Source organism: Bacteroidia bacterium, assembly GCA_027493955.1.
Classification (GTDB): domain Bacteria; phylum Bacteroidota; class Ignavibacteria; order SZUA-365; family SZUA-365; genus JAOSJT01.
The window spans coordinates 2,720,546-2,740,475 of record JAOSJT010000001.1 but is presented as its reverse complement, the minus strand read 5'-3'; the positions used below and the strand labels follow the sequence as shown (position 1 = coordinate 2,740,475).

General features: G+C 61.1%; 27 protein-coding genes and 1 tRNA gene. 19 read left to right on the top strand and 9 right to left on the bottom strand.

Going from position 1 to position 19,930, the window contains the following annotated elements:
• Positions 1-105 precede the first annotated feature (105 nt).
• Complete coding sequence (locus M5R41_10435; protein MCZ7556804.1) at positions 106-321, top strand: KTSC domain-containing protein; 216 nt, start codon at positions 106-108, stop codon at positions 319-321.
• Here the strand turns inward: M5R41_10435 and M5R41_10430 are convergent.
• Genes M5R41_10430 through M5R41_10390 form a run of 9 tightly spaced genes read right to left on the bottom strand, consistent with a single transcriptional unit; the run spans position 284 to position 6,043 of the window.
• Entirely contained in the window at positions 284-505 is a 222-nt protein-coding gene (locus tag M5R41_10430) for a hypothetical protein (GenBank protein ID MCZ7556803.1), read from the bottom strand. The two genes, M5R41_10435 and M5R41_10430, sit on opposite strands and share 38 nt — an antisense overlap.
• Positions 506-508: 3 nt before the next feature.
• Positions 509-913, bottom strand: coding sequence for a hypothetical protein (locus M5R41_10425; GenBank protein MCZ7556802.1), 405 nt, complete (start codon positions 911-913; stop codon positions 509-511).
• On the bottom strand, positions 910-1,125 hold the full coding sequence (locus tag M5R41_10420) for a hypothetical protein (protein MCZ7556801.1): 216 nt from the start codon (positions 1,123-1,125) through the stop codon (positions 910-912). Before M5R41_10420 ends, M5R41_10425 begins: the two co-directional genes overlap by 4 nt.
• A 13-nt stretch (positions 1,126-1,138) precedes the next feature.
• Complete coding sequence (locus M5R41_10415) at positions 1,139-1,708, bottom strand: hypothetical protein (protein ID MCZ7556800.1); 570 nt, start codon at positions 1,706-1,708, stop codon at positions 1,139-1,141.
• Positions 1,708-2,946, bottom strand: coding sequence for a DUF935 domain-containing protein (locus tag M5R41_10410; protein MCZ7556799.1), 1,239 nt, complete (start codon positions 2,944-2,946; stop codon positions 1,708-1,710). The genes M5R41_10415 and M5R41_10410 overlap by 1 nt, the downstream gene beginning before the upstream one ends.
• Before the next feature lie 9 nt (positions 2,947-2,955).
• Positions 2,956-4,593: a hypothetical protein gene (locus M5R41_10405; protein ID MCZ7556798.1), complete on the bottom strand. Its 1,638-nt coding sequence runs from the start codon at positions 4,591-4,593 to the stop codon at positions 2,956-2,958.
• A complete protein-coding gene (locus tag M5R41_10400; protein MCZ7556797.1) occupies positions 4,583-5,188 on the bottom strand; it encodes a hypothetical protein in 606 nt (201 codons plus the stop codon). Before M5R41_10400 ends, M5R41_10405 begins: the two co-directional genes overlap by 11 nt.
• Positions 5,189-5,240: 52 nt before the next feature.
• Entirely contained in the window at positions 5,241-5,660 is a 420-nt protein-coding gene (locus tag M5R41_10395; protein ID MCZ7556796.1) for a hypothetical protein, read from the bottom strand.
• Positions 5,657-6,043, bottom strand: coding sequence for a hypothetical protein (locus M5R41_10390; protein MCZ7556795.1), 387 nt, complete (start codon positions 6,041-6,043; stop codon positions 5,657-5,659). Before M5R41_10390 ends, M5R41_10395 begins: the two co-directional genes overlap by 4 nt.
• Before the next feature lie 323 nt (positions 6,044-6,366).
• Here M5R41_10390 and M5R41_10385 point away from each other — a divergent pair, with 323 nt between their 5' ends.
• The 18 genes from M5R41_10385 to M5R41_10300 all read left to right on the top strand — a co-directional run bounded on the left by M5R41_10385 (position 6,367) and on the right by M5R41_10300 (position 19,928).
• Positions 6,367-6,996, top strand: a complete 630-nt coding sequence (locus tag M5R41_10385) for a phage protease (protein MCZ7556794.1) — start codon at positions 6,367-6,369, stop codon at positions 6,994-6,996.
• A gap of 44 nt (positions 6,997-7,040) precedes the next feature.
• The gene (locus tag M5R41_10380; protein ID MCZ7556793.1) at positions 7,041-7,967 is read left to right on the top strand and encodes a hypothetical protein; all 927 of its coding nucleotides are present in this window, start codon (positions 7,041-7,043) and stop codon (positions 7,965-7,967) included.
• A 108-nt stretch (positions 7,968-8,075) separates the two neighbouring features.
• The gene (locus M5R41_10375; GenBank protein MCZ7556792.1) at positions 8,076-8,474 is read left to right on the top strand and encodes a hypothetical protein; all 399 of its coding nucleotides are present in this window, start codon (positions 8,076-8,078) and stop codon (positions 8,472-8,474) included.
• A 2-nt stretch (positions 8,475-8,476) separates the two neighbouring features.
• Positions 8,477-8,686 (top strand): hypothetical protein, encoded by a 210-nt coding sequence (locus M5R41_10370; protein MCZ7556791.1) that lies wholly within the window; start codon positions 8,477-8,479, stop codon positions 8,684-8,686.
• Entirely contained in the window at positions 8,674-9,201 is a 528-nt protein-coding gene (locus tag M5R41_10365; GenBank protein MCZ7556790.1) for a hypothetical protein, read from the top strand. Before M5R41_10370 ends, M5R41_10365 begins: the two co-directional genes overlap by 13 nt.
• An 8-nt stretch (positions 9,202-9,209) precedes the next feature.
• Positions 9,210-9,749 (top strand): hypothetical protein, encoded by a 540-nt coding sequence (locus tag M5R41_10360; GenBank protein MCZ7556789.1) that lies wholly within the window; start codon positions 9,210-9,212, stop codon positions 9,747-9,749.
• 2 nt (positions 9,750-9,751) lie between these two features.
• Positions 9,752-10,324 (top strand): hypothetical protein, encoded by a 573-nt coding sequence (locus M5R41_10355; GenBank protein MCZ7556788.1) that lies wholly within the window; start codon positions 9,752-9,754, stop codon positions 10,322-10,324.
• A gap of 10 nt (positions 10,325-10,334) precedes the next feature.
• Complete coding sequence (locus tag M5R41_10350; GenBank protein MCZ7556787.1) at positions 10,335-10,871, top strand: hypothetical protein; 537 nt, start codon at positions 10,335-10,337, stop codon at positions 10,869-10,871.
• 11 nt (positions 10,872-10,882) lie between these two features.
• A tRNA-Met gene (locus tag M5R41_10345) sits at positions 10,883-10,955 on the top strand.
• A gap of 31 nt (positions 10,956-10,986) precedes the next feature.
• Positions 10,987-11,673: a hypothetical protein gene (locus M5R41_10340; protein ID MCZ7556786.1), complete on the top strand. Its 687-nt coding sequence runs from the start codon at positions 10,987-10,989 to the stop codon at positions 11,671-11,673.
• A gap of 68 nt (positions 11,674-11,741) precedes the next feature.
• A complete protein-coding gene (locus M5R41_10335) occupies positions 11,742-12,122 on the top strand; it encodes a hypothetical protein (protein MCZ7556785.1) in 381 nt (126 codons plus the stop codon).
• On the top strand, positions 12,119-12,463 hold the full coding sequence (locus M5R41_10330; protein MCZ7556784.1) for a hypothetical protein: 345 nt from the start codon (positions 12,119-12,121) through the stop codon (positions 12,461-12,463). The genes M5R41_10335 and M5R41_10330 overlap by 4 nt, the downstream gene beginning before the upstream one ends.
• 5 nt (positions 12,464-12,468) lie before the next feature.
• Complete coding sequence (locus tag M5R41_10325) at positions 12,469-12,642, top strand: hypothetical protein (protein MCZ7556783.1); 174 nt, start codon at positions 12,469-12,471, stop codon at positions 12,640-12,642.
• The gene (locus M5R41_10320; protein MCZ7556782.1) at positions 12,639-15,407 is read left to right on the top strand and encodes a phage tail tape measure protein; all 2,769 of its coding nucleotides are present in this window, start codon (positions 12,639-12,641) and stop codon (positions 15,405-15,407) included. Before M5R41_10325 ends, M5R41_10320 begins: the two co-directional genes overlap by 4 nt.
• On the top strand, positions 15,407-17,074 hold the full coding sequence (locus M5R41_10315; protein ID MCZ7556781.1) for a hypothetical protein: 1,668 nt from the start codon (positions 15,407-15,409) through the stop codon (positions 17,072-17,074). Before M5R41_10320 ends, M5R41_10315 begins: the two co-directional genes overlap by 1 nt.
• A gap of 7 nt (positions 17,075-17,081) precedes the next feature.
• Positions 17,082-17,543: a hypothetical protein gene (locus M5R41_10310; GenBank protein ID MCZ7556780.1), complete on the top strand. Its 462-nt coding sequence runs from the start codon at positions 17,082-17,084 to the stop codon at positions 17,541-17,543.
• Positions 17,543-17,884: a hypothetical protein gene (locus tag M5R41_10305; GenBank protein ID MCZ7556779.1), complete on the top strand. Its 342-nt coding sequence runs from the start codon at positions 17,543-17,545 to the stop codon at positions 17,882-17,884. Before M5R41_10310 ends, M5R41_10305 begins: the two co-directional genes overlap by 1 nt.
• On the top strand, positions 17,871-19,928 hold the full coding sequence (locus M5R41_10300) for a hypothetical protein (protein ID MCZ7556778.1): 2,058 nt from the start codon (positions 17,871-17,873) through the stop codon (positions 19,926-19,928). The genes M5R41_10305 and M5R41_10300 overlap by 14 nt, the downstream gene beginning before the upstream one ends.
• The last annotated feature ends 2 nt before the right edge of the window (positions 19,929-19,930 follow it).

The window sequence follows — 19,930 nt, the reverse complement described above, 5'->3', positions numbered from 1 at the left end:
TTCAGCCATGGTGGGTGCCGGAATTATTGACGATTGTCGGGAAAATCAGGCCCCGGGTCACCAGGGCCGTATATACAATCATTAACTGTTACAGGAGTTTTCACTATGGAAAGGGTCTCCGTCAGTTCAAGCAATCTGCGCTCAGTCGGCTACGACGCGGCGAGCCGCACTCTCGAAATCGAGTTCCTGAATGGAGGGCTGTATCGGTACACCGGGGTGCCGGCTTCCGTGCATGCGGGATTGATGTCCGCCTCGTCGCACGGCTCGTACTTCGACGCCCACATCAAGAAGGCTGGGTATCCGTACACGAAGTTGCGTTGAGCGCTGCGTCAATGACGCAGAGTGTGCCGTTGGTATCGATGATCCACGTGGTTTGCGGTTCTGCGGCATCGGCCGCGTGCAGGCCGTTGAGCGTCATCAACTCGTGACGCGCCGTCTCCAGCGCGCCGCGTAGTCTGGTGAGTTCATCGAGAACGATGCGGGCTTCTGAGCTCATGGTATTCATGGGTTACTCCTTTACTGATGTTTGCTTGCCCCGGTGTTTCCGTGGCTTTTTCTTTTTCGGCGGTTTTTTCTTTTTCTTCAGCGTGAGTTGCGCACCGAGCGGGAGATCGTCGGGGAAGAGCCAGGTGATTTCGACGGACTTGCAGTGGAGCGCGTCCAGGCAGCGGCTTGCGATGTTCTGCATGCGGTTGCCTATGCGCTGCTCGTCGGTGACTTTGCGTGAGACGATGGCGTTCCAGAGCGCGATGGCGCTGCGCAGCGGACCGCCGAGGCCCCTGAAGATCAAGTCCTGCCCGGAGAGCTGGGAGCTGAAGTCCAGGCATCCCGGACCGACAAAGAAGACGATATCCGGCGCCTTCGAGTCTGGCTCCGGGTAGCAGTTGAGGGCGATGGCTGAGCGGCGCGTCATAATGCGTACCTCGCCCACTGGTAAAAGGCGGACTTTTCGTGGGGCGGAAAGGTGCCGTGCTCGACGGCGGTTTCGCGCCCACGTTCGAGCCAGTTGAACACGCATTTGAACGTGCCGTCCGCTTGCGGGCTGGCTTGCTTGCACACCGATTTAGCGCCCGGGTGCGAGGCGCGATAGCGGCCTACGCTATCCTTTATATCGGAAAGCGACATGGAAAAAAACTCCCTACTGTTGGTATTGAATGGCCGCCTGCGCATCGGACGCGAGGCGCGAAACCTCTTGCGCGGTGAGGCCGAGGAACTTGTGCGTCGTGCGGGACTTGCCCGCGCCGAGTTCGTTGTGATACGATGCCAGGCGCCGGGCGCGGCCCTCGGTGAAGCCGAGCTCGACGGTAAACTCACGGGCCGAGACGCGCGTGATTTTGAGGTTGCGCATCATCTGGCCGGACCAATTGAGTGTGACGCGGTCGGACTCGCGGCCCGCGAGCTCGCGGAACTTGGCGTAACCCCCTTGCAGCACGATCCATGCGCGGCGGCTGCGCATGCTGGTAAACAGGCGCGCCTCGCCCGACGCCACGAGCTGCGCGAGCGCCCGCTTGCCGCGCGCCCGAGCGGGCAGCGCTCCGAGCGGCAGGGGCATGGGCGTGGTGCTGTACCGGCCCGAGCCGGTGGAGCCGGGAAGGAACTGGCCGCGGAGGGTGCGCTCTTTGATGATATACAGCGCGGCTGTGCCCAGGTTGATGAGCAGGGCGCGGCTTATGACGCGGGCGGCGATATTGAGTTCGGCCTCGGCCATCAGAACGCGGCGTCCAGATCGGGGGCGGCGGGTTTGCGTTTGACGGTGAAGCCGGTTTTGCGCTGGATCTCGTCGGGATCGAGGTCCCACCCGGCGCCGTCGAGCCGCTCGATGATGCGGGCGTTGCGCTCGTAGTCTTCGCCCTCGTCGGTGACGATGCGGAAGCGCGGGTACTGTCCGCGCGGGGGGACGCCGTAGTTGAGGCGGTAGTCCGCCGCCACCACCTGCTCGGAGAGCCAGGTCTGAAAGAGCTCGATGTCGGCGAAGTTGTAGTTGGCGGTTGTTTTGTTGGCCTCCTGCGACTTGGCGTTGGAACCGACTTCGGTGGTTTTGTTGACCACGTCCTGACCGAGGAGAATGCGCTCCTGCTTGCTGGAGATGCGGTCGATAAAGCGGTCGAAGGTTTCGATATTGGCGCCGGACTTGAGCGCGTCTATGATGTCGATCTTGACGTCGTCGGGTATCGCGGCGGCGGAGTCCTGCGCCAGGAGGCGGAGGAACTCGAACACCACGGCGATGTCCGGCGCCTGGGCTCCCACGGGATAACGGGCGATGACGGGCGGATCGCCGAACTTTTCGTTGAAGCGCGCCCAGTCGTACAGGTTACCGTGCTTGAGCATGGTGTGCCAGATCACCGAACGCAGCAGTCCGCCATAGTACAGTGCCTTGCCGCCCTTCATGGGGTTGTAGGTGGCGAGCAGCAGATTCTCCCGGGCGGCGTATGGCACGAGAATCATCTTGTCGTCGTCGGGGCGCGCGTAGGTGACGCGGCTGTATCCGGTGATGGACGCGGCGTCGGGATGGAGGTCCACGGCGTCGATAAGCTCGTAGCGTTCGATGCGGTGCGCGCCGTCCACGGCGGTGCTCCAGGCGAGTTCGATACCGGTGTGACCGAAGTAGAGGGCGTTTGCCACGGCGTCGAATTCGGAGGTGATGCCGCACTCGCGGATGCGGGTTTCGATGTCGGCGGCGCGTTGCAGCTCGCGGGCCTCGGCGCTCGTGCCGCCCGGCGTGGGGGAGCCTCCACGCGCCCGGGGCCAAGAGAGCAGGTTGAGGCGGCGTGTTTGCATGAAGCCGAGGATGTCCGGATCCGCCTGCGGCAGCGCGGTGCAGATGGCGACGAGCGGGCGGATGTCGCGCGTGCGGGGATTGGGATCGTCCGCCGAGCGGATGGCGGCTTTGAGGTGCCGGACGTTGGGCAGCGCGTTGTTGCGGAGGCCGGGATGTTGATACGCCATAATGGGTCCTTAAAATTTATCGAGCGGTCCGAGCCGCCGTTTGCGCACGGAGTGATACTCGCTTGCGCCCACGGGCCGCGAGCCGTAGCCGAGGTCGTAGAGAAATTCGTTTGCGCAGATCAGGGCGTCGGGCGCGTCGTCTTTGCGGCCCGATCGCTTTTTGCCCGAGAAGCTCCAGAGCTGCGCGGTATAGCGGATGCCCTCTTCCGTTTTGGCGAAGCCGGGCGGGAAGAGGAAGCCGCCTCGGTTGAACTCCATTTGCGTATTCTTGGCGATGTCGGAAACGGAGTACTTGCGGAACTCGATGCGCGGCGTGGGTATGCGGGCCTCGCGCGCGTAATTGCGCAGGTGATTGGTCCAGTGCGACTCCTGCGACACGTTGCCGTCGAAGCCGAGGGCGGTGACGGGCATGCGGTTGTCGTAGAGCTGCGCGACGATGCGCATGTATGCGGCCAGCAGCTCGTTGCTGTCGCCGAAGGAGCGGCAGCGCGGGTAGAGCACGTATTTCCGGGCCGTTGCGCGGGAGTAGGCCAGCGCGTGCATGGCGGTGGTGTCGCCCTGGGATTTGAGCGCGAGGTTGGGATCGCACCACACGAGCGCGACGAGGTCCGCGGGCAGGCCGTTCCACTCGGCGTAATGTTGCGAGAGGAAGTAAAATCCGGTGGGCTTGCGCGGGCGCTGCTGGAAGCTGCCTTCCCAGGTGTCATCGTCCATGGGTTTGAGCAGCCCGCGCAGCTCGGCCTCCGAAGACGCGGGAAAGCGCTCGGGCCAGAGCGGTCCGGTGCGGCGGTTGCTCGAGCCGTCGCCCGCGTCTTTCCAAGCGACGAAGCAATGGACCGTCCACGACGCATCGAGCGTGCCCGCGCGGTACTCCGCGAGCATGCGGTTAGCGACGCATTCCTCGGCGAAATTATTCGCGGTCATCACCAGGCAGCCGTCCTCGGCCAGCGCGGCCTGATACTCGCCGAGTTTGCGGCGGCGGCGCAGCACCGCGTCTTCGTCGAGCGCGGACATCTGATTTTCCAGATCCTCGACGCAGATGAGGTCGAACCTTTGGAAGAAGTCCACGTTGCGGCCGCGCGGTGAGCGCCATTCGGAAAAGCACTTTATCCAGGACTGGCGGGAGTCGCGGGTACGCACGCACAGCTCTTCGGCGGACGCGGTGAGGAGTTCGATGTCCGGATAGTCGTGCCGGAGGCGTTCGTTGCGTTGGATGAACCCGGCGATGGCCGCGACGATGGAGCGCGGGGTATCGAGCGTTTCGGAGACCAGGCCGATGAAGTGCCGCTCGCCGGTGACGAGGGCGTGTACGATGCGCTTGTAGACGAAGGCGCTCTTGGCATGGTCGTGCGGTCCGAGGATGAGTGTGCACTCGCGTCCGGTTTTTTCCGTGGCGGCCACGACGGCGCCGTGAAAGTGTTTGTTGGGCCGGGCGTACTGGCCGTCGTAGGCTTCGGGCGGGAAGTACCACTGGTCGAACTTCCAGAAGCCGCCCGGGGCTTTGGCCGCGCGGCGCCGCTCTTCGACTGCGGTGCGGGCTCCTTCCGCCGCGCTCCATGGAGCCGCATGGGAGTAGAGCGCGCGGAGGCGCAGATCTTCGGCGAGTTGGGAGAACGACTCGTCAAGATGTCCGAAGTCACTCCGCATCGGACCTCCGTTTGACGATGTCCACCGCCTGTTTGTAAATCGCGATGGCCTCTTCCTCGGTGGCGTTGGCTTCGTACATACGGATGATTTCCAGGATCACTTCGGCGTCGCGACGGCCCATGCTGTTGACGAGCGATGCGCGCGTTGTGCGTTGGTTGACGAGCGACGCATCCTTGAGCAGTTCGATGCGATCTTCGGGAGTAACGCGCGTGCGGACGGCGAGCTGGTTGAGCGCTTCGACCAGGCCGTCGCGGATGAGCGCGACGGCATCGTTGGACTTGCGGATGGGCGCGTCGGCTCCGACGGGCGAATCGTGCGAATCGCTGCGGGGCGTCTTAACGGTTTTGGTGCGTCCGTATTTGATGCCATTTATCTGGGCGTCCGTCGGATCGTAGCGTTTGAAGCGCAGCTTGATTTGCGAAATCGGCTTGCCTTCGTCGAGCATGATTTTTATTTCGCGCCGGACCTTGATGGGCAGCGGCTTGCGCACTTTGCGCGGGGGCTTGCCGTCGTTGCGGGGGCGGCCCGGGCGGCGTTCCTCTCCCGTGCGGAGCTTGCCGGGCATTTTGGGCGCGCGTTTTTGCTTTGGGTCCATGGGCTCCGGCTTGGACGCGGCCTTCGACGGTTTTTTCGGCGCGGACTTTGCTTTACGGGAAGAGGCTGAAGGGGACGTCATAGTTCACCGCGCAGATGAAGTTGTCTGGAAGCGCGCGCACGAAGGCGAAGGGCTCGGCGGCGTTGAGTTCGAGCATTCCGCGCCAGGCGCGGAGGATCATGTGCGCTTTTTGCGCGATGGTCATTGCCTCCACCGCCGCGTGCGCGACGGTGGCTTTGGCGGAGGCGCACACGAAGAGCGTGAGCTCCCACGACTGGAATTGCGGCAGGCCGCGCGCGGCGTCGGGCGCGGCGGGCGGGGAGAACATGACGATGATGCCCGGCGCGACCATGTCCACGCCCTGCCCTTCGAAGCGGAGTTCGGCGGTTGTGATGCCGATCTCGGTTGCGGCGTCCGCGAGGGCTTGGGCTATGGCCTCGGCCATGTCGATAAAGTCTTGCGGGTTGGTCACAGTATTTCTCCGGTGCGTTCGGTGGTGGCGTATTGCGCCGTGGGGCGCGTGAAGCCGGGCGCCGTCGGGCGGCCGCGCAGATCCTTGAGCTCGCGCACGGCGCGGTCGTAGTTGGCGCGGCGGCGGGATACCTCGTCGTCGTCGCGTATTCCGAGATGCGGCAGCATGAGGTAGCTCACGATCCAGGCGGCGTAGAGCAGCATTTGCTCGTTGCCGGTTTGCGCGGCCGGATCGTCGGGCGCTTCGATGCCGGACGCGGTGGTCATGACGGAATCGGCGGTAGTGATCAGCGCTTCGAGCACATCGGGCTTTGCCGCGACGAACGAGGCGACGGCGCTTTCGCCGAGCGTGGTTTTGAGTAAATCCGGGGATGTAAAGGGCATGGTGCCTCCGGCGGTCATAGAGCGTTTCTGCGGGGCGATCGTTTTTAGGGTCCAACGGGTCGTTCTCGGGAGCGGAGCGGGCCGGAGTGGGCTTATCAACGTGTTACCAAGCAAATTCCGAGGCCCCCCGTGTGTTCTCCGAGATTGCGGCCCGGATGGCCTTGAGACCTTGCGCTCCGCGCAAGGTCTCAAGGGCAATCTCGCTCGCTCCTCGATGAAAAAAATGTTGCATGCGCATGCAACATGATTTCGTTTCGCCACCCGGCGATCTTGCATCATGTACCTCGCGGCTCCGGTCGCTAAAACTCAACGAAGGACCCCCAATGGCCAAGCAGCTTTACAACCTCTTCAAGAAGCACGGTCTCCTGCCCGCCGACGCGGACGAGTCGAAACTCAAAGACCTCGAGAAGGATCTCGATGGTATCGAGGATTCGCTCGCGAAGCCCGTCGCGCCGGCGAAACCCGCCGATAAGCCGGCGGAGGGCGCGGCCGTTGCCGCTCTGCCTCCGGAGGTGCTCGCGGACCTCGAATCCCTGAAAAACACTGTTGGAGAGTTGACAAGCGGGCTGAAGGTGGTTGTGGACGCGACGAAGGCGGGACAGGCCGAGCGCACCGCCCAGGAAGCCGCCGCGCAGAAGCAGAAGTACGTCGATCACGTGGCCAAGCTCGTTGCCGAGGGGCGCATCACGAAGGCGCAGAGCGACGAATACCTCAAGCCCGAGAACGCGGAGAAGTACGGCAAGGCGCTGGACGTGTTTATCGACACCACGAGCCAGCTCCCCGTCAACCCCGCCCTCAAGGGCGCGGGTACTCAGGGCGTGCAGCCGAGGAGCGAAGAGAGCAAGGGCGGCGAACGCCGCAGCTACTCGCCCAACGATGCGCACGCCGAACGCAAAGCGCTGGAGGACGCGGCGCTGCAGGAAATCATCGACGGCATGGCCGGCAAGGTCTGACCACCACCCAACGAAAACGAGACTCAATTTTTCACGAGGCAGATATGAAGTTCTTCGACTTGGGCAACACGCCCGAAACCGGCCAGGAAAATCAGCAGCAGCGCTCGCTGATATCCGCGGAGCTCCGGCAGTGGTGCCCGCTCCTCGACTACATGGAGTTCTACCAGATTGTGGGCTCCGCCGACAAACCCCTCAAGGATTCCACGGCCACTGGTGGCGAGCACCGCGACCTGAACGCCCCCTTCCCCGACAACATCGTTGATCCGGACTACGCGGACATTGCTCTGAAGATTTTCGGCGGCAAGATCCAGGTGGACGATGCGCACGTGCGCCGGCATGCCGGAGACAAGGCGCTGGCGCTCGCCACGCTGCGTTTGCGCGAAATGAAGAAGTGGGCGCGCCGCGTGGGCCAGAACCTGCAGTATGCGGTTGTGAACAACACCACCGTTGGGGATACCCGCCGCTGGGACGGCATGCTCGCATCGCTGCCCGCCGGACGCACCACCTCGCTGAGCGACACGCTCGCCACCGACGACAAGGTGAAGAAGCTCGTGGAAAAGATCGCGTACGCGGTCAGCGACATTCCGGGCGGCGCGCAGTTCATCATCATGGACTCGGGCGTGCGCTCGCGGCTCTCCACGCTGGGCATGGGTTATGTGCAACTCGGCATGAATGAGCTCGGCACGCAGGTGCGGAGCATCGAGAACGTACCGATCGTGATTGCCGGCTACAGCTCTTCGGGCGCGCGCGTGCTGCCGTGGACGTCGGGCGCGGGCGCAAACGCGACCAAAGTCATCGTCGGCCGCTCGGGCGAGCAGCAGGATATCGCCTTCGCGAGCAACGTGGGTCTGGTTGTCAAAGACCTTGGGCTGATCGACCCGCACTGGACCACGAAGGTGGAGTTCGACATCGACATGGAAATTCTTTCGGACGAATCGATCTACGTGATCGACGAAATTCAGGCGAGCTGATAATACCCCCAAGACAGGGACGCCGGGGTCGAGCCAGAGTGGCGCTCCCGGCCCCGGCGCTCCCGCGATTACCGGACAACCGCAAACCAAGAATCAAGGAAATAGACCATGAAAGCCTTTCTCGCACTCCTTACCCTGAGCCTCTTCGGCATGCTCCTCGCGGGCATGCCGGGGCAGGCGACGGCGCAGACGCAACCGACCTACGGCTCGGAGACTCTCCATCCGCACACCATCACCCTGCCCGACCGCGCGTTTTATCGCGGCGAGATGAAGTTCCAGTTGCAACTGTCCGATTCGGTTGCCTGGGCGGATACGCTCGTGGTCCCGGGTTACGACTCGACGTGCACAGTGCATTTTACGCGCGTGAGCAAGGGGGCGCGCGCCCCCGGCGTGCTGGACAATCACCCGTGGTTAACGCACATGGTGCCGAAGCGCGGCAAGTTCATTCTCAATTTCCAGAAGGCGGATACGCTGACGCTGGACGTGGCCATACGAAAGCCGTATTAAGTATGGAGTACGCGATTCTCGCAATATCGCTGCTCGCCTCGGCCCTATCCGGAGTGGCCGTTTGGCTGCTGAAAGACCTTAAGCGTAGCTCCGACGAATTGCACGGGCGCGTAACCTCACTCGAGGTGCTCGTTGCGAGGGACTACGTGCGTACCGACCAACTCACGATCATCATCCGCGCCATAATGCAGGGCATGCAATGCAAAGCTTGAAGAAAATCCTTCCCTGGGCGATTACGCTCATCCTCGCGGCCCTGTGGGCGTGGCTCGGCTCCGGTTCTCCGGAGCCGGGCGCGCCGGCGGAACCCATGTTCGTAACGGTGCGCGACACCGTGCGCGATACGGTGTGGAACGAAGCTCGTGTGCCCGCTCGCGTGGTGATAGTGCGGCGCGATACTGTAGAGCGCGATCCCGGAGCGATGGCTTTGGACGGTGAAGCGCTGCGCCGCCTGATCATCGAGCGCGACAGCCTGAACTTCGAAATTTTGCGGCTGGGCGAAACCCGGGCCGACATAGATACGACCATAACCATAGCCCTGGGCGACAGCTCGAGCATTACGCTCGAGGTGCGCGTAAGCCACGAGATCGAGCGGGGCTATACGACGCTGGCGTTGCGCGTGGCGGAGGCGGTACTGACGCAAACAGCCGTATGTCCCTCCAATACGTGGAGCTGGATCACAGCCGCCGGCGCGGCGATAGCCGCCGTGCTGGCAGTCATCATCAAGTGAGGTTCATAATGAAGTCCCGTCTTTTTCTTTTCATCGTTGTTTGCGCGATCGCCGTGCTTGCGGCCATCGAAGCCGCGGCGCAGCAGTTGCCGGATATTTCCGCGATCGACCTTCCCGCGCTCATTGGCGACTGGACGCAGCTCGTCCCGGTCGCGATCGCTTTTTTGGCCCCGATGATTCTCGGCTGGCTTAAGCGGCAGCTTATCATTGAAACGACGCTGTCCGACGGCACAATAGTCAAGTCCCTGCCGAAATGGTTTCCGAAGTGGGCGCCGTATGTCGCGGCTCCGCTCCTGATCTGGCTCGCCGATTTGTGCGTACAGGTGCTTGGTGGTGGTCCCGGCGTATCGCCGTGGATACTGGCTCTGCTCATGCCGCTGCCCACATGGCTGCGCGACGGCGCGGATCAAATCCGGAAGATTGCGGGCGGCGTGAATCAGTATGTGCTCAACGTGCCCGCCGCGGGAGGTCCGATCATCTACACCGACGATCCGCGCCTTGTGGAGCGGCCGCAGTCCCCCACGGAAACCGGCGACTCGACCCGTTAGTCATGGCGCGTTTCCAGATCATACCACCATCGCGGCCGCAACAGAAACGCGCGGTCACCATGCAGCGCCTCCATGAGGCGGGGTACTCCGTTGGCGCGCACGGCGCGGCCGTGCTCCTGGGCGTGCGCGGGTATTACCTGGACACTATGGGACTGGCGGGCGTCAATGACCGCAAGCTGTACGACGACGCAATGTTTCTCGTTTCGCCGCGCATCCATCTTGCGGCGAATGCCAACACGGACCCCGGAGCGCACCGGCGCGGCATCGCCACGCTGCTGCCGGGCATCCATCCCTACAAGCGCGGCAGGCACGGAATTTCGCGCGGACCAGGTTATCCGGCTCTCAGACCGGCCACGCCGGGCGAGCGCCTGCCAGTCTGGCGCGACGGCATGACGGATGTGTACACCGGTATCGCGATCAACATACACAAGGGCTCGCGCACGTCGGTGAGCAGCGAGGGCTGCCAGACGATCTGGCCCGGGCAGTACACGGAATTCATGGAAGCCACGTATGCGGAAATGACCGCGATGAACCAAAGCATCATTTACTACGTGCTCATCGAAGAGCGCGCATAGCGAGGTACTCATGCAAGACGATTTGAACGAAGCGGATATCAACAAAATGCCCGACGGAGACGGCGAAGGAAAAGGCTCGGCTCCCGGTTACGACGGCAATACCGCCGATGACGGCGCGAAGGCCGCTCCCGCGTTTCACGACATCCTTTTACAGGGTGCCGATCAGCTCCTTGGAGAAAGCGACCAGGGCGACAGCACACCCATGCTGATCGAAGAGGCGCTGGACCGCGCCGGCGTGAAGCTGCGCGACCAGTCCAACGGCCGCGAGATCAAACCGAATCTCGGCGACATGGGCCTGTTCCTGCGCCAGGCTATGCAGGCGGGCGCGTGCGTGGACATGCCGATGCCCGGAGACATCGTTGTGTTCCGCTACCGATCCTCGCGTCTGCACTGGAGTGCGATTGTCGAGACCGTGGGTCCGACGGAGATGGGCGTGTTTATCTCGCATCCCGCGCCCGCTGGCGAGGAAAGCGAATACGAGCGCAAGGTCATCAACCGACGCGGCATCAACGATGGCTGGCGCGTCGTGGGCTTTATCCGGCTGTAACAGTTTCTTTTTGCGGGTTGGAGCAGTGGTAGCTCGCCAGACTCATGCCCTGGAGGTCGGAAGGTTCGAATCCTCCACCCGCGACATAAATTTCCATTTTTATTCGGAGTGAACCATGCCCACGTTTGACAGCACCCTCGTTATCCCCTCGCTCCCGACGCACGTGCGCCGCGGCGGCGGCCCATCGGTTTTGCTCATCGAATGCGAGTCCGATTACAGCGCGGCCGCGAGCGGCGCCGAGTGGAACGCGCTCACCATCCTGCAGAGCAAATCCGACAACGTGGCGGAATCCGCCGCGGGCGGGCGGCAGGATCTGACGCTGCAGCTCGTGCACGGTCCACGCCACGTGCTCAAAGATTCCGAGTTCGACAGCGCCGAGGATCAGGAGACGAAAGCGCTCGTGATCGCGATGAGCGATATGTACACCTTCTCTATCCGACGCTGGACCAAGGGCAAGCGATTCTTCATCGTGGACCCCGTCCTGCTCACGCCGACAACGAAGATCGTTCAGTTCGGTTTCGGTTATTTCGAGCGCACCTTCACGCGCAATCACGACTACGCGCAGATCATCGCGACCAACGCCACGTTCCGCTTCGAACCGCACGGTCAGACCTCGCCGACTTTCCCCGCTTTGCCGACGAACGCCGATCCCCTCTTCACAACGGACCCTGCCAACATGGAGTACCTCGGATGGTTGCTTGCGGCCGCGGATGACGACAAGGGTGGATTCGGCAACGCGGTGACGCTCCCGACGACGAGCGAACTCGCCGCCGATATGCCGAGCGTGGAATTGGAGTTTTGATACCCCCCGATGCAGCGACGGCCCCGGATGCGGACTCGTGTCCGGGGCTTTTTATCAAAGGAGCGCGAATGAAAGAGAAACGGAAAAAGCCCTCGAACCCCGCCCCGGTAATCGCGAGGTTCCTCGACATCTGGCTCGGACGCAAATGGGAACAGCTCCCCGATGTTCTTCAAATCACATACGCAAAAACAACGAGCGACAGCCTGCCGAACACGGAACGCCAGCTGGCGGGCATGCCCTTGGCGTATGTGAAAGTGCTGCGCGCAATCAAGGTCAGTCCTGTGATCATCGATTATCACGTCGAGTGCGATTACGCGGACGGGCGCGATTCGGACGTGCGCGTAATCCGGATGGTGTGCGAAAGCGGCGTATACGATCCCGACCCGTGCGGCAACTGGGGCGTGAACCCGATCTCGATTTACCGCGTGTGGGAGGGCGAGGGAGCATGATACCACTTGACGAATACGAACTCAAGGCGGCCTCCGTGCCGATGACCGTCGGCACCATCGCCCTCGTCGAACGCATCATCGGGTCTCAGCCGCTGCAAACACTCGAGCGCACCGGGCAGGCGGTGATCACGATAGAGCAGAAACTCCGGCTGATGACGGACGTGTTGGGCTATCCGGCACGCGAAGCCGAAGACGCGCCGGTGGAACTGCTGGAGCTGGAGATGACGTGTTTTTTTTTTCGATGGCTCGAACGCTGCGCGATGGCCAGGCTGCACTCCGAGCATTCCCGTCTTTCGGCTATACAATCATTGCTGGAGCGGGGCAAAGCGGCCTCGGACTGAGCGATGTGCTGCCGGACGGAGAAACCTACAACTTCCTGCTTTTTATGGCCTCGGGCGATGCGGCCGAGGAACGCGCGTTGCGCGATATGGCCTTCGTTGAATTCGCGAAACGCCTCGGCATGCGCATGGCCCGCACCGTCCTTACCACAGACGCCAAACATCTGATCAAAACACGATGAGCGACACTGTAACATTGCGATTGCGCGTAAGCCCCGACGACGTCAAGGCGATGGAGGAGCGCATCAAACGCGCCGGCGGCAAGCCGATCGACGTTCCGGTGCGCGCTCCGGGATTGCCGGAGGTGGAACGCCAGGCGAAGTTCGCCGAAGGCTCGGTCGGTTCGCTCAAGGCGAAGATCCGGGAGCTGAACGCGGAGATCGAGCACCTCGCCGATAACGATGCGATCGCAAAAAAGCAGGATGAGATACGCGGCCTGGAGGGGCGGGTGTCAAGCCTTCTGTCGAAGTCCGCGGCTTCCGGCGCCGCCTCCACCGCGGCGGGAGCCGCCGGCGCCGCCGGTGGTATCGGGGGGCTCCTCAACGGTGGATTGGCGGGCGGAGCGCTCCTCAAGCTCGGTGGTATCGGCGCGGCTGTTGGGGGCGTGGCGGCGCTCACGGCCGCACTCAAAGACGGCGCGGCGAAGGCCATCGAACTCGATACCGAGGTGCGCAACATCGGCTCGCTTGGCGTGGCGAACTTCGAGCGCTTCAGGGAGATCTCCCGCGAGATGAGCACGCGCCTGCCGCAGACGGCCGCCGAAATAGCGAAGGGTACGTATCAGGCGATCTCGGCCGGCGTCGATCCGATGAAGGCGGGAGCCTTCGTTGAAACGGCTGCGCAGGCTGGAATCGCGGGGCTCTCGAGCACCGAGACGGCCGTCAACGCGCTGAGTTCGGTGGTGAACGCGTACCGGCTCAACGCCGATCAGGCGCGCCTGGTCAGCGATCAGATGTTCACTGCCGTAAAGAATGGGAAAAAAACCTTCGAGGAAATCAACGCGGCCATCGCGAACGTGGTGCCGGTTGCGGCAAGCGCGGGAGTTGGATTCGACCAGGTGAGCGCCGGCATCGCGACGATGACCAAGCAGGGCATTCCCACGGCGCAGGCATCGACGCAGATGCGCCAGGCGATCGTTGAGCTTCTCAAGCCCGGCAAGGAACTCGAAGAGATCATGACCAAGGCGGGCATTGCAAACGGCGCCGCGGCTCTCAAAACACTCGGGCTGCAGGGCACACTCCAAAAACTACAGGTCGCCGCGGATGCATCGGGCAAAACCATGACGCAAGTGTTCAGCAGCGTCGAGGCGGGCTCGGCGGCGCTGGCGCTGACCGGCGAGAACGCGGCCATGGCCGCCGCCGATCTTGATGCGATGAACAATGCCGCCGGCGCAATGGGCAAAGCCTACGAAGTGAATGCCAGGAGCGCGGCCAATCAGCTCAAGCTGCTCAACAACAACGTAGACGCGGTGAAGATGGCGGTGGTGGAAACCTTCGGTCCCGCCGCGAATTGGGTGCTCGAAAACTTTACCGGTGGTCTGCAAAAGATCAACGAGGCGCTGCTGAGCACCGAAGCGCTGATGCGCCGAACCGAGCAGCGGGGCGCCGAGGCGTTCGCCGATCAGGCGCAGCGGCAGCGCTTGCAGGATCGAGCGCAGGCCGTGAAAATGCTGGGCCTCGAAAACGACGCCGCCCTGGACAATGTGAAGATAACGGCGGACATGGTGCGCGGGTTGGAGGCGGCAAAGGGCGCCACAGACGAACAAATCAAGAGCACCGTGGAATACTGGAAGGCTCTGCAAAACGTAGCAGCAGCCCCGCCACCCGCCACCGACACTACGAGTGCGGGGGCTGGAAAAAAGAGTAGCGGGGTGAACGAAGCGCTGCAACTGGCGCTGGAAAATTTGCGCAGGGAAGAGGAATTGGCGCTACTCCGCGCCAAGTATGCGAAAGCCGGCGAGGAGGATATTCTCGCCACTCGCGTGCAATACCTGCAGTTGCAGTTGGGCGAGCAGATCAAGCACAAGGATAAGGCGCTCTCGATCGCGAAGACGCGGAGCGACATAGAGAAGGCGCAGTTGGAGATCGGGCTCATCGCCATGAACCGGGCGGTCGCGGGATCGATAGAGGATTTGGAAAAGCGCTTACGCGACGTGGGAGCGCGCCTGTCGAAAGTGGACCCGCGCAGCCCGCACTTCGCCGCCGCCGTGCTTGAGACGCGTCAGCTCTCCGAGCAACTTGACGAGCTTCGGAAAAAAGCATCCGACCCGCTGTATCAGATGCTGCCTGGCTTTGGCGGATTGATCGACGTGGACGAAAAGGGATTCAGGGAGCGCATTGCCGAAGGGCTCAAATTGGATGAGAAACAGAAAGAGGAAACTCTCAACGAGTATCGCGCCCTTGGCGGATCTCTCGGGCAATCGGTAGGTTCGGCCCTCGGCGATGCGCTCAAAGGCGCCAAGTCTCCGGGGGACGCGTTGCGTGCCATATACAGGTCTATCCTCGCCGAGATGCTGGAATTTATCATACGCAAAGCCGTGATAACGCAAGTGGCTGTTGCGCTCGAGGAACTGGCGACGAAGGGACTCGCCGGACTGATCACAGCGGGGATCGCCATGGGCGTTATCCAGGGTGGCTTGCAGGCCGCAAAGGGCGCAATATCCGGTTACGAGCATGGAGGTGTAATCGTAGGAGAATCCGGTCCTGAAATTATCGCGCCCGCCCGGGACTTCTCGAGCTTTGCGGACCGCATCGTGGAGACTGCCGTGCAGACGTTTACACGCGCGCTGATGGTGCTCGAGGAGGCGGACAGGCGGCAGCGTCAGGACACGATCAGCGTGGGAGTGAGGGCCGAGCCGGTGGAGTTCGTGCAGCGCGGAAGCGATTTGCACGCGGTGGTGCTTTTGCAGGAATTCAGGCAGTCGCGCTCCACGTTGGGAGGTCCCTGATGGCGCAGCAGTCGTACCGTTTCAACCCGATATTTCAAGCGGGCCGTTACTGGAGGCTGGATGTTTCGTGGCGGACGCACGATGCCGATCCTCGGCACTTTATCGATGAGTGGACTGGTGAAATCCCACAGCAGCCCGCGGGTCAGGTGACGCTTTTTACCGTGCCTTCGTTCAAAATATTGCCTCGCGACGAAAACGAGCTTCTGGCCGTCGACCGCGTCGAGATAAAAATCAAAATGGATGCGGTGATCGCCGCGCTTGTGAATCCGGCAAACGTATCGGCGGAGCTGCGCTTGTGGTGGACGCGCACGCCGGATGCTCCGGCAACATGGGTGCCTCGATTCTGGGGTGTTGTAGATCTGGACGATGTGGACCCGGACACCCGAGCCATCGTAGGGGGCGTTTGGCACAAGACGGTTACGATTATGGCTTATGACGGATTGTCAGCATTGGGAAAGGCGCGGTTCAATGACCAGTCAAAGATGGATACGGAAGGTTACCACCGTTTCGCGCATGACGATGTTTATCTCGGTCCGGCGATGATGGGTCTCGTTATGGGCAGGTACAACAATATGACCTGGAACGTGCAACCGAAAAAAGACGGATACGCCCAGCTCATCCACTGCAAGTATTATCTCGAGGAACTGGCTAAGGTCTGTTTCGCCGAGCGCGAGGAGGCGACCGCTTTGCCGCTTGCGCAGTATGGTCCGGATAAAGACAACCCGGTGACCTCACCCATCCAATTCCGCGCTTTTACAAATTATGTATGGCCGTACAGCTACGTCGAAACGGGTTTCGAGTCGCTGTACTTCTGGTATGACCTTTTCGCGGCGGAGTGGAAAGCGGAGTTCTCCTCCTGGGGCGAGTTTCTCGCCGAACTGGCCGAGATGCTCGGATTTGTCGTGACCACCAAGCACTACCTCGAAGACGGCCGCTGGGTGCGAGTGTTGTGTTACATGCGTGTGGACGGCGACAACGATTTGGAGGTGGCGCCCACTGGAGTATTGCTGCAAAAGACGGGACCACGCAGCAGACGTGGTGGTCGCAAAGTGGTCGTGACCACGCGCACGCCCTCGGGAGCGAAATACCCGATTTTCGATGCCTATCACGGAGCCGGACCGGAGAAAAAACTGACCGTGCATTGGCGCACGGTCGGGCATCGCGGCGACGCCGTCGACAACAATCTCAATGATGACCAGACCATGAACGACCTCAACGGCTGGCAAAAGGAAAACATCATGTGGGGGACGATGGTGATTGAAGTGACGCCGGAACAGTTGCAGATCGTCAATCAGGTACGTTGGAAAAACGTCATTCGTCCGCTCTACGAAACCTCCAGCCAGCTCTGGGCGCCGTATAACCTCGCAAGCTATTTCGCGATCCAGCCCAACCCGAACGGCTTTCACGGCCTGTCGGGCGTGCTGTCCGTATTCTACGCGGAGGAGATCTTTTCACCTGGCCGGGCAATCATCGAAGATACCTGGTCGCGGCTCGAGGGATCTGACGGTGAGAGCGAAGATGTAGGCAACTGGATTCCGTATTGCCTGACGACTGACATCGAGCGCCCGGACTGGCCCTATAAAGTAACCGGCATTGAAATGGACAGCGAAAGCGGGCACATAAAAATCCGCAAGGAAGAACTTCCCTTGCCAAATCCATTCGAGTAGGTGTTGTATGCCGAATATCCTGGGAAACGACATTACTGGCGCGATCGATCGCGCGGGTTGGTCTAAGGTCGAGATTTTGCTGACCCGAGGCGTTACGCCAACGTGGACCAAGGTCATGCCGTCCGGTGGCGGCGATTTCGTGGAGGAAGCGGTGCAGGACCGCGGCCTCGACGGCGTTGTGGACGTGCATTATTACAAGCAACGTCTGACACTGTTGTTTTACCAGGCGGACATCGACACGCTCAATGACATATACTCCGAGGAAGTTCTCCCGCAGCTACAGGTAACGGGAGTTACCGTCCGGCTCTGGCGTCTGGATGGTGTACAGGTTATCGAGTGCGCCGGCATGCGCTTCGCGCTCACCCCTCAAGGGCGCGGTTACGAGAGCGCCTTTCACGTGCTGTTCGAAGGCGAGAGCGCTTCGCTTATGAGCGTGTTTCGAGAGATTCCGCCGGAACCGGAGGAGTAATGTTCAACAGGGATTTCCACACGCTCAGCAAGGCGCAAATCCGTAATCTGCTGCAGGGCGGTTCGCAAACGTCCGTGGTCGAAAACGTGACCATCGTCCAGCAAGTTGCGCAGGCCGTTATCATCGATTTCGAGGATGCCGAAAGCATGCTCGTAATACATCCAGGACCTCATCGCTGGGTGCAGGTTACCATCTACAACACAGACCATTACCAATTGCCTCCCGAACGAATAGCGAGCATCCACTATGGCCACGAGACAACCGACCCCGACAACCCGTACTATTACGTTGCTATCGTTTTTCATCAGCCTGAGTCTGGCATCGTTCGTGTCACCCTCTGACCTCGCCGCACAGGTCGCTCCGGGGTCGTGGCTCTACTTCGAGTTCACGCCGGCCAACACCAAGTTGCACGTACGCATCGACTCTGTGACCAGGCGAATTTCCGACAGCCTCAAACTCGTGCGGGACGATCTCGCCGGACGCCCCCGCGCCCGGTATTACTTCGATGATTGCCTCCGCATTACCAGGCTGGGAAATGCCGCGGACAGCGCCTTCCATCTCCGGATCGCGGATACATGCCGAGGCACGGCCGACACCATATTCGTCGGTTCCGGCACACTCACGAATGGGAGTATTGCCCTCGTCGCGCCAGCCGACAGCACAATCATGTTTCGCTACAGCCGCGGGCGCCAGATGTGGGCTATGAGGATCGATACGATCTCCATTGCCGGCTATCCCGTCAAGTATGACACAAGTTACGTCCGCGCTTTCGCGCCGGACACCATTCAGTTTCTGACGAAGCCGGTACACTGGGATGACATCATCGGCAAACCATTATCGGCGACGTATTTCTTTCACGAGGACACGTCGGATCTTGCCGGGTACAATTATTTACGTCCCGTGCCCGCCGACCATCCGGAGCACGTTCATAATCTGGCGGTCAGCTCCGGGCCTCCGACATTATTTCATCAATTCGCAACCGATTCCGTAACGAGCCCGATTTTCATTCCTGCGGGCAAATGGATCGTACACATATACGGCTACGTCGACAACGCCGCTGGCGGGAGTTATATCTGGACGGAAGTCCTTCACAGGACGTCGAACGGGACAGAGACCAGCCTATTTACGTTGTCGACACCCACGCTCACTACCTCGCTGGCTCGTCACGAAATGACCTATTACGGCGGACAACAGGTGATGAACACCGGTGATCGAATATTGGCGCGTGTATATGCCTATAGCACGAGCGTACCCTCGCGAACGGTCACCTTCGTAATGGAAGGCGACACAGCCGCAAGCCATATCCATTTTCCCGCGATTTACGAAGGCGAGCCCGTTACTCCACCTTGTACCGATTCAACATTCCTGCAGCTACGCGACACGCCCGATAGCTATGTTGGGCAATCCGGCAAACTTGTCGCCGTCAAAGCGACGGAAGACGGACTCGAATTCATCGACGCCGGCGCGGCCACGCGTCAAATTATCGGATACTCGAATTATCTCGGGACTCCGCTCGACAGAACGGCCGATTACGTTTGGCTCGTAGGGCTGGGTGGTGTTATCGTTGGTCATCAATACAATGGCCCTTCGCAAGACACAATATCCTACCTTTTCTCGCTGGATTGGGATTGGATAAAGGATTCCGTCATGATTTGGACTGCATCATCGAGCACGTTTCTCGGCCTGACGGATACGCCGTCGTCATATACCGGCAACGCGGGCAAGGTCGTGAAGGTGAACCCAAGCGCGGACGCCTTAATTTTTGCCGATGACGAAACCGGCGGCGGCGGCGGCGGTATTACCGTCGTAATGGATTCAACGAATTACGTCGCATCCGATAGCGCATACTATTGGTACTTCCGTGAAATGAAGCCACAAAAGTCGATGAACCCTTCGGCGGGAGGCGATTCGCTCGTGACGAAAAACCGGATAGGATGGAAAGAATGGGAAGTCGTCTGGTTCCAGGTGCGAAACAACGTGACGACCGGCCATCTGGATTTTGACATCCGCTCCGATTCGCTAAATGATGTAGCAATCCTGATGTGGGAGGCGAACGGAACGTCCGTCCGAACAAGCACGTCGAGCCCGCCATACATTTCGGACGCAACGGCGAACTGGCAAGTAATCTGGCGACCTAATCTGATGGCTACTGCATCTGGAACGACGCGCAGCGGTGGGTCTCCGGCCGGTCCATCAACTTTAACGACCATAGCCGCGCCGAATTCGAATGTGAGAGCGGATGGATATGCGCCGATTTACTGGGCCAATGCACTCATGCAACAGTCGAACAGCGGAACAACGGCGCATTTTTTCCGCCTCCGGGTATACTACGTTACCCCGGTCAACACATCGTCGTCATGGTATGTGCAAATCGAAAATCTGTAAGC

Bases quoted from the DNA above. Each gene is read 5' to 3' on its own strand.
- M5R41_10435 (MCZ7556804.1), top strand. From the start codon at position 106: ATGGAAAGGGTCTCCGTCAGTTCAAGCAATCTGCGCTCAGTCGGCTAC.
- M5R41_10430 (MCZ7556803.1), bottom strand. From the start codon at position 505: ATGAATACCATGAGCTCAGAAGCCCGCATCGTTCTCGATGAACTCACC.
- M5R41_10425 (MCZ7556802.1), bottom strand. From the start codon at position 913: ATGACGCGCCGCTCAGCCATCGCCCTCAACTGCTACCCGGAGCCAGAC.
- M5R41_10420 (MCZ7556801.1), bottom strand. From the start codon at position 1,125: ATGTCGCTTTCCGATATAAAGGATAGCGTAGGCCGCTATCGCGCCTCG.
- M5R41_10415 (MCZ7556800.1), bottom strand. From the start codon at position 1,708: ATGGCCGAGGCCGAACTCAATATCGCCGCCCGCGTCATAAGCCGCGCC.
- M5R41_10410 (MCZ7556799.1), bottom strand. From the start codon at position 2,946: ATGGCGTATCAACATCCCGGCCTCCGCAACAACGCGCTGCCCAACGTC.
- M5R41_10405 (MCZ7556798.1), bottom strand. From the start codon at position 4,593: ATGCGGAGTGACTTCGGACATCTTGACGAGTCGTTCTCCCAACTCGCC.
- M5R41_10400 (MCZ7556797.1), bottom strand. From the start codon at position 5,188: ATGGACCCAAAGCAAAAACGCGCGCCCAAAATGCCCGGCAAGCTCCGC.
- M5R41_10390 (MCZ7556795.1), bottom strand. From the start codon at position 6,043: ATGCCCTTTACATCCCCGGATTTACTCAAAACCACGCTCGGCGAAAGC.
- M5R41_10385 (MCZ7556794.1), top strand. From the start codon at position 6,367: ATGGCCAAGCAGCTTTACAACCTCTTCAAGAAGCACGGTCTCCTGCCC.
- M5R41_10380 (MCZ7556793.1), top strand. From the start codon at position 7,041: ATGAAGTTCTTCGACTTGGGCAACACGCCCGAAACCGGCCAGGAAAAT.
- M5R41_10375 (MCZ7556792.1), top strand. From the start codon at position 8,076: ATGAAAGCCTTTCTCGCACTCCTTACCCTGAGCCTCTTCGGCATGCTC.
- M5R41_10370 (MCZ7556791.1), top strand. From the start codon at position 8,477: ATGGAGTACGCGATTCTCGCAATATCGCTGCTCGCCTCGGCCCTATCC.
- M5R41_10365 (MCZ7556790.1), top strand. From the start codon at position 8,674: ATGCAAAGCTTGAAGAAAATCCTTCCCTGGGCGATTACGCTCATCCTC.
- M5R41_10360 (MCZ7556789.1), top strand. From the start codon at position 9,210: ATGAAGTCCCGTCTTTTTCTTTTCATCGTTGTTTGCGCGATCGCCGTG.
- M5R41_10355 (MCZ7556788.1), top strand. From the start codon at position 9,752: ATGGCGCGTTTCCAGATCATACCACCATCGCGGCCGCAACAGAAACGC.
- M5R41_10350 (MCZ7556787.1), top strand. From the start codon at position 10,335: ATGCAAGACGATTTGAACGAAGCGGATATCAACAAAATGCCCGACGGA.
- M5R41_10340 (MCZ7556786.1), top strand. From the start codon at position 10,987: ATGCCCACGTTTGACAGCACCCTCGTTATCCCCTCGCTCCCGACGCAC.
- M5R41_10335 (MCZ7556785.1), top strand. From the start codon at position 11,742: ATGAAAGAGAAACGGAAAAAGCCCTCGAACCCCGCCCCGGTAATCGCG.
- M5R41_10330 (MCZ7556784.1), top strand. From the start codon at position 12,119: ATGATACCACTTGACGAATACGAACTCAAGGCGGCCTCCGTGCCGATG.
- M5R41_10320 (MCZ7556782.1), top strand. From the start codon at position 12,639: ATGAGCGACACTGTAACATTGCGATTGCGCGTAAGCCCCGACGACGTC.
- M5R41_10315 (MCZ7556781.1), top strand. From the start codon at position 15,407: ATGGCGCAGCAGTCGTACCGTTTCAACCCGATATTTCAAGCGGGCCGT.
- M5R41_10310 (MCZ7556780.1), top strand. From the start codon at position 17,082: ATGCCGAATATCCTGGGAAACGACATTACTGGCGCGATCGATCGCGCG.
- M5R41_10305 (MCZ7556779.1), top strand. From the start codon at position 17,543: ATGTTCAACAGGGATTTCCACACGCTCAGCAAGGCGCAAATCCGTAAT.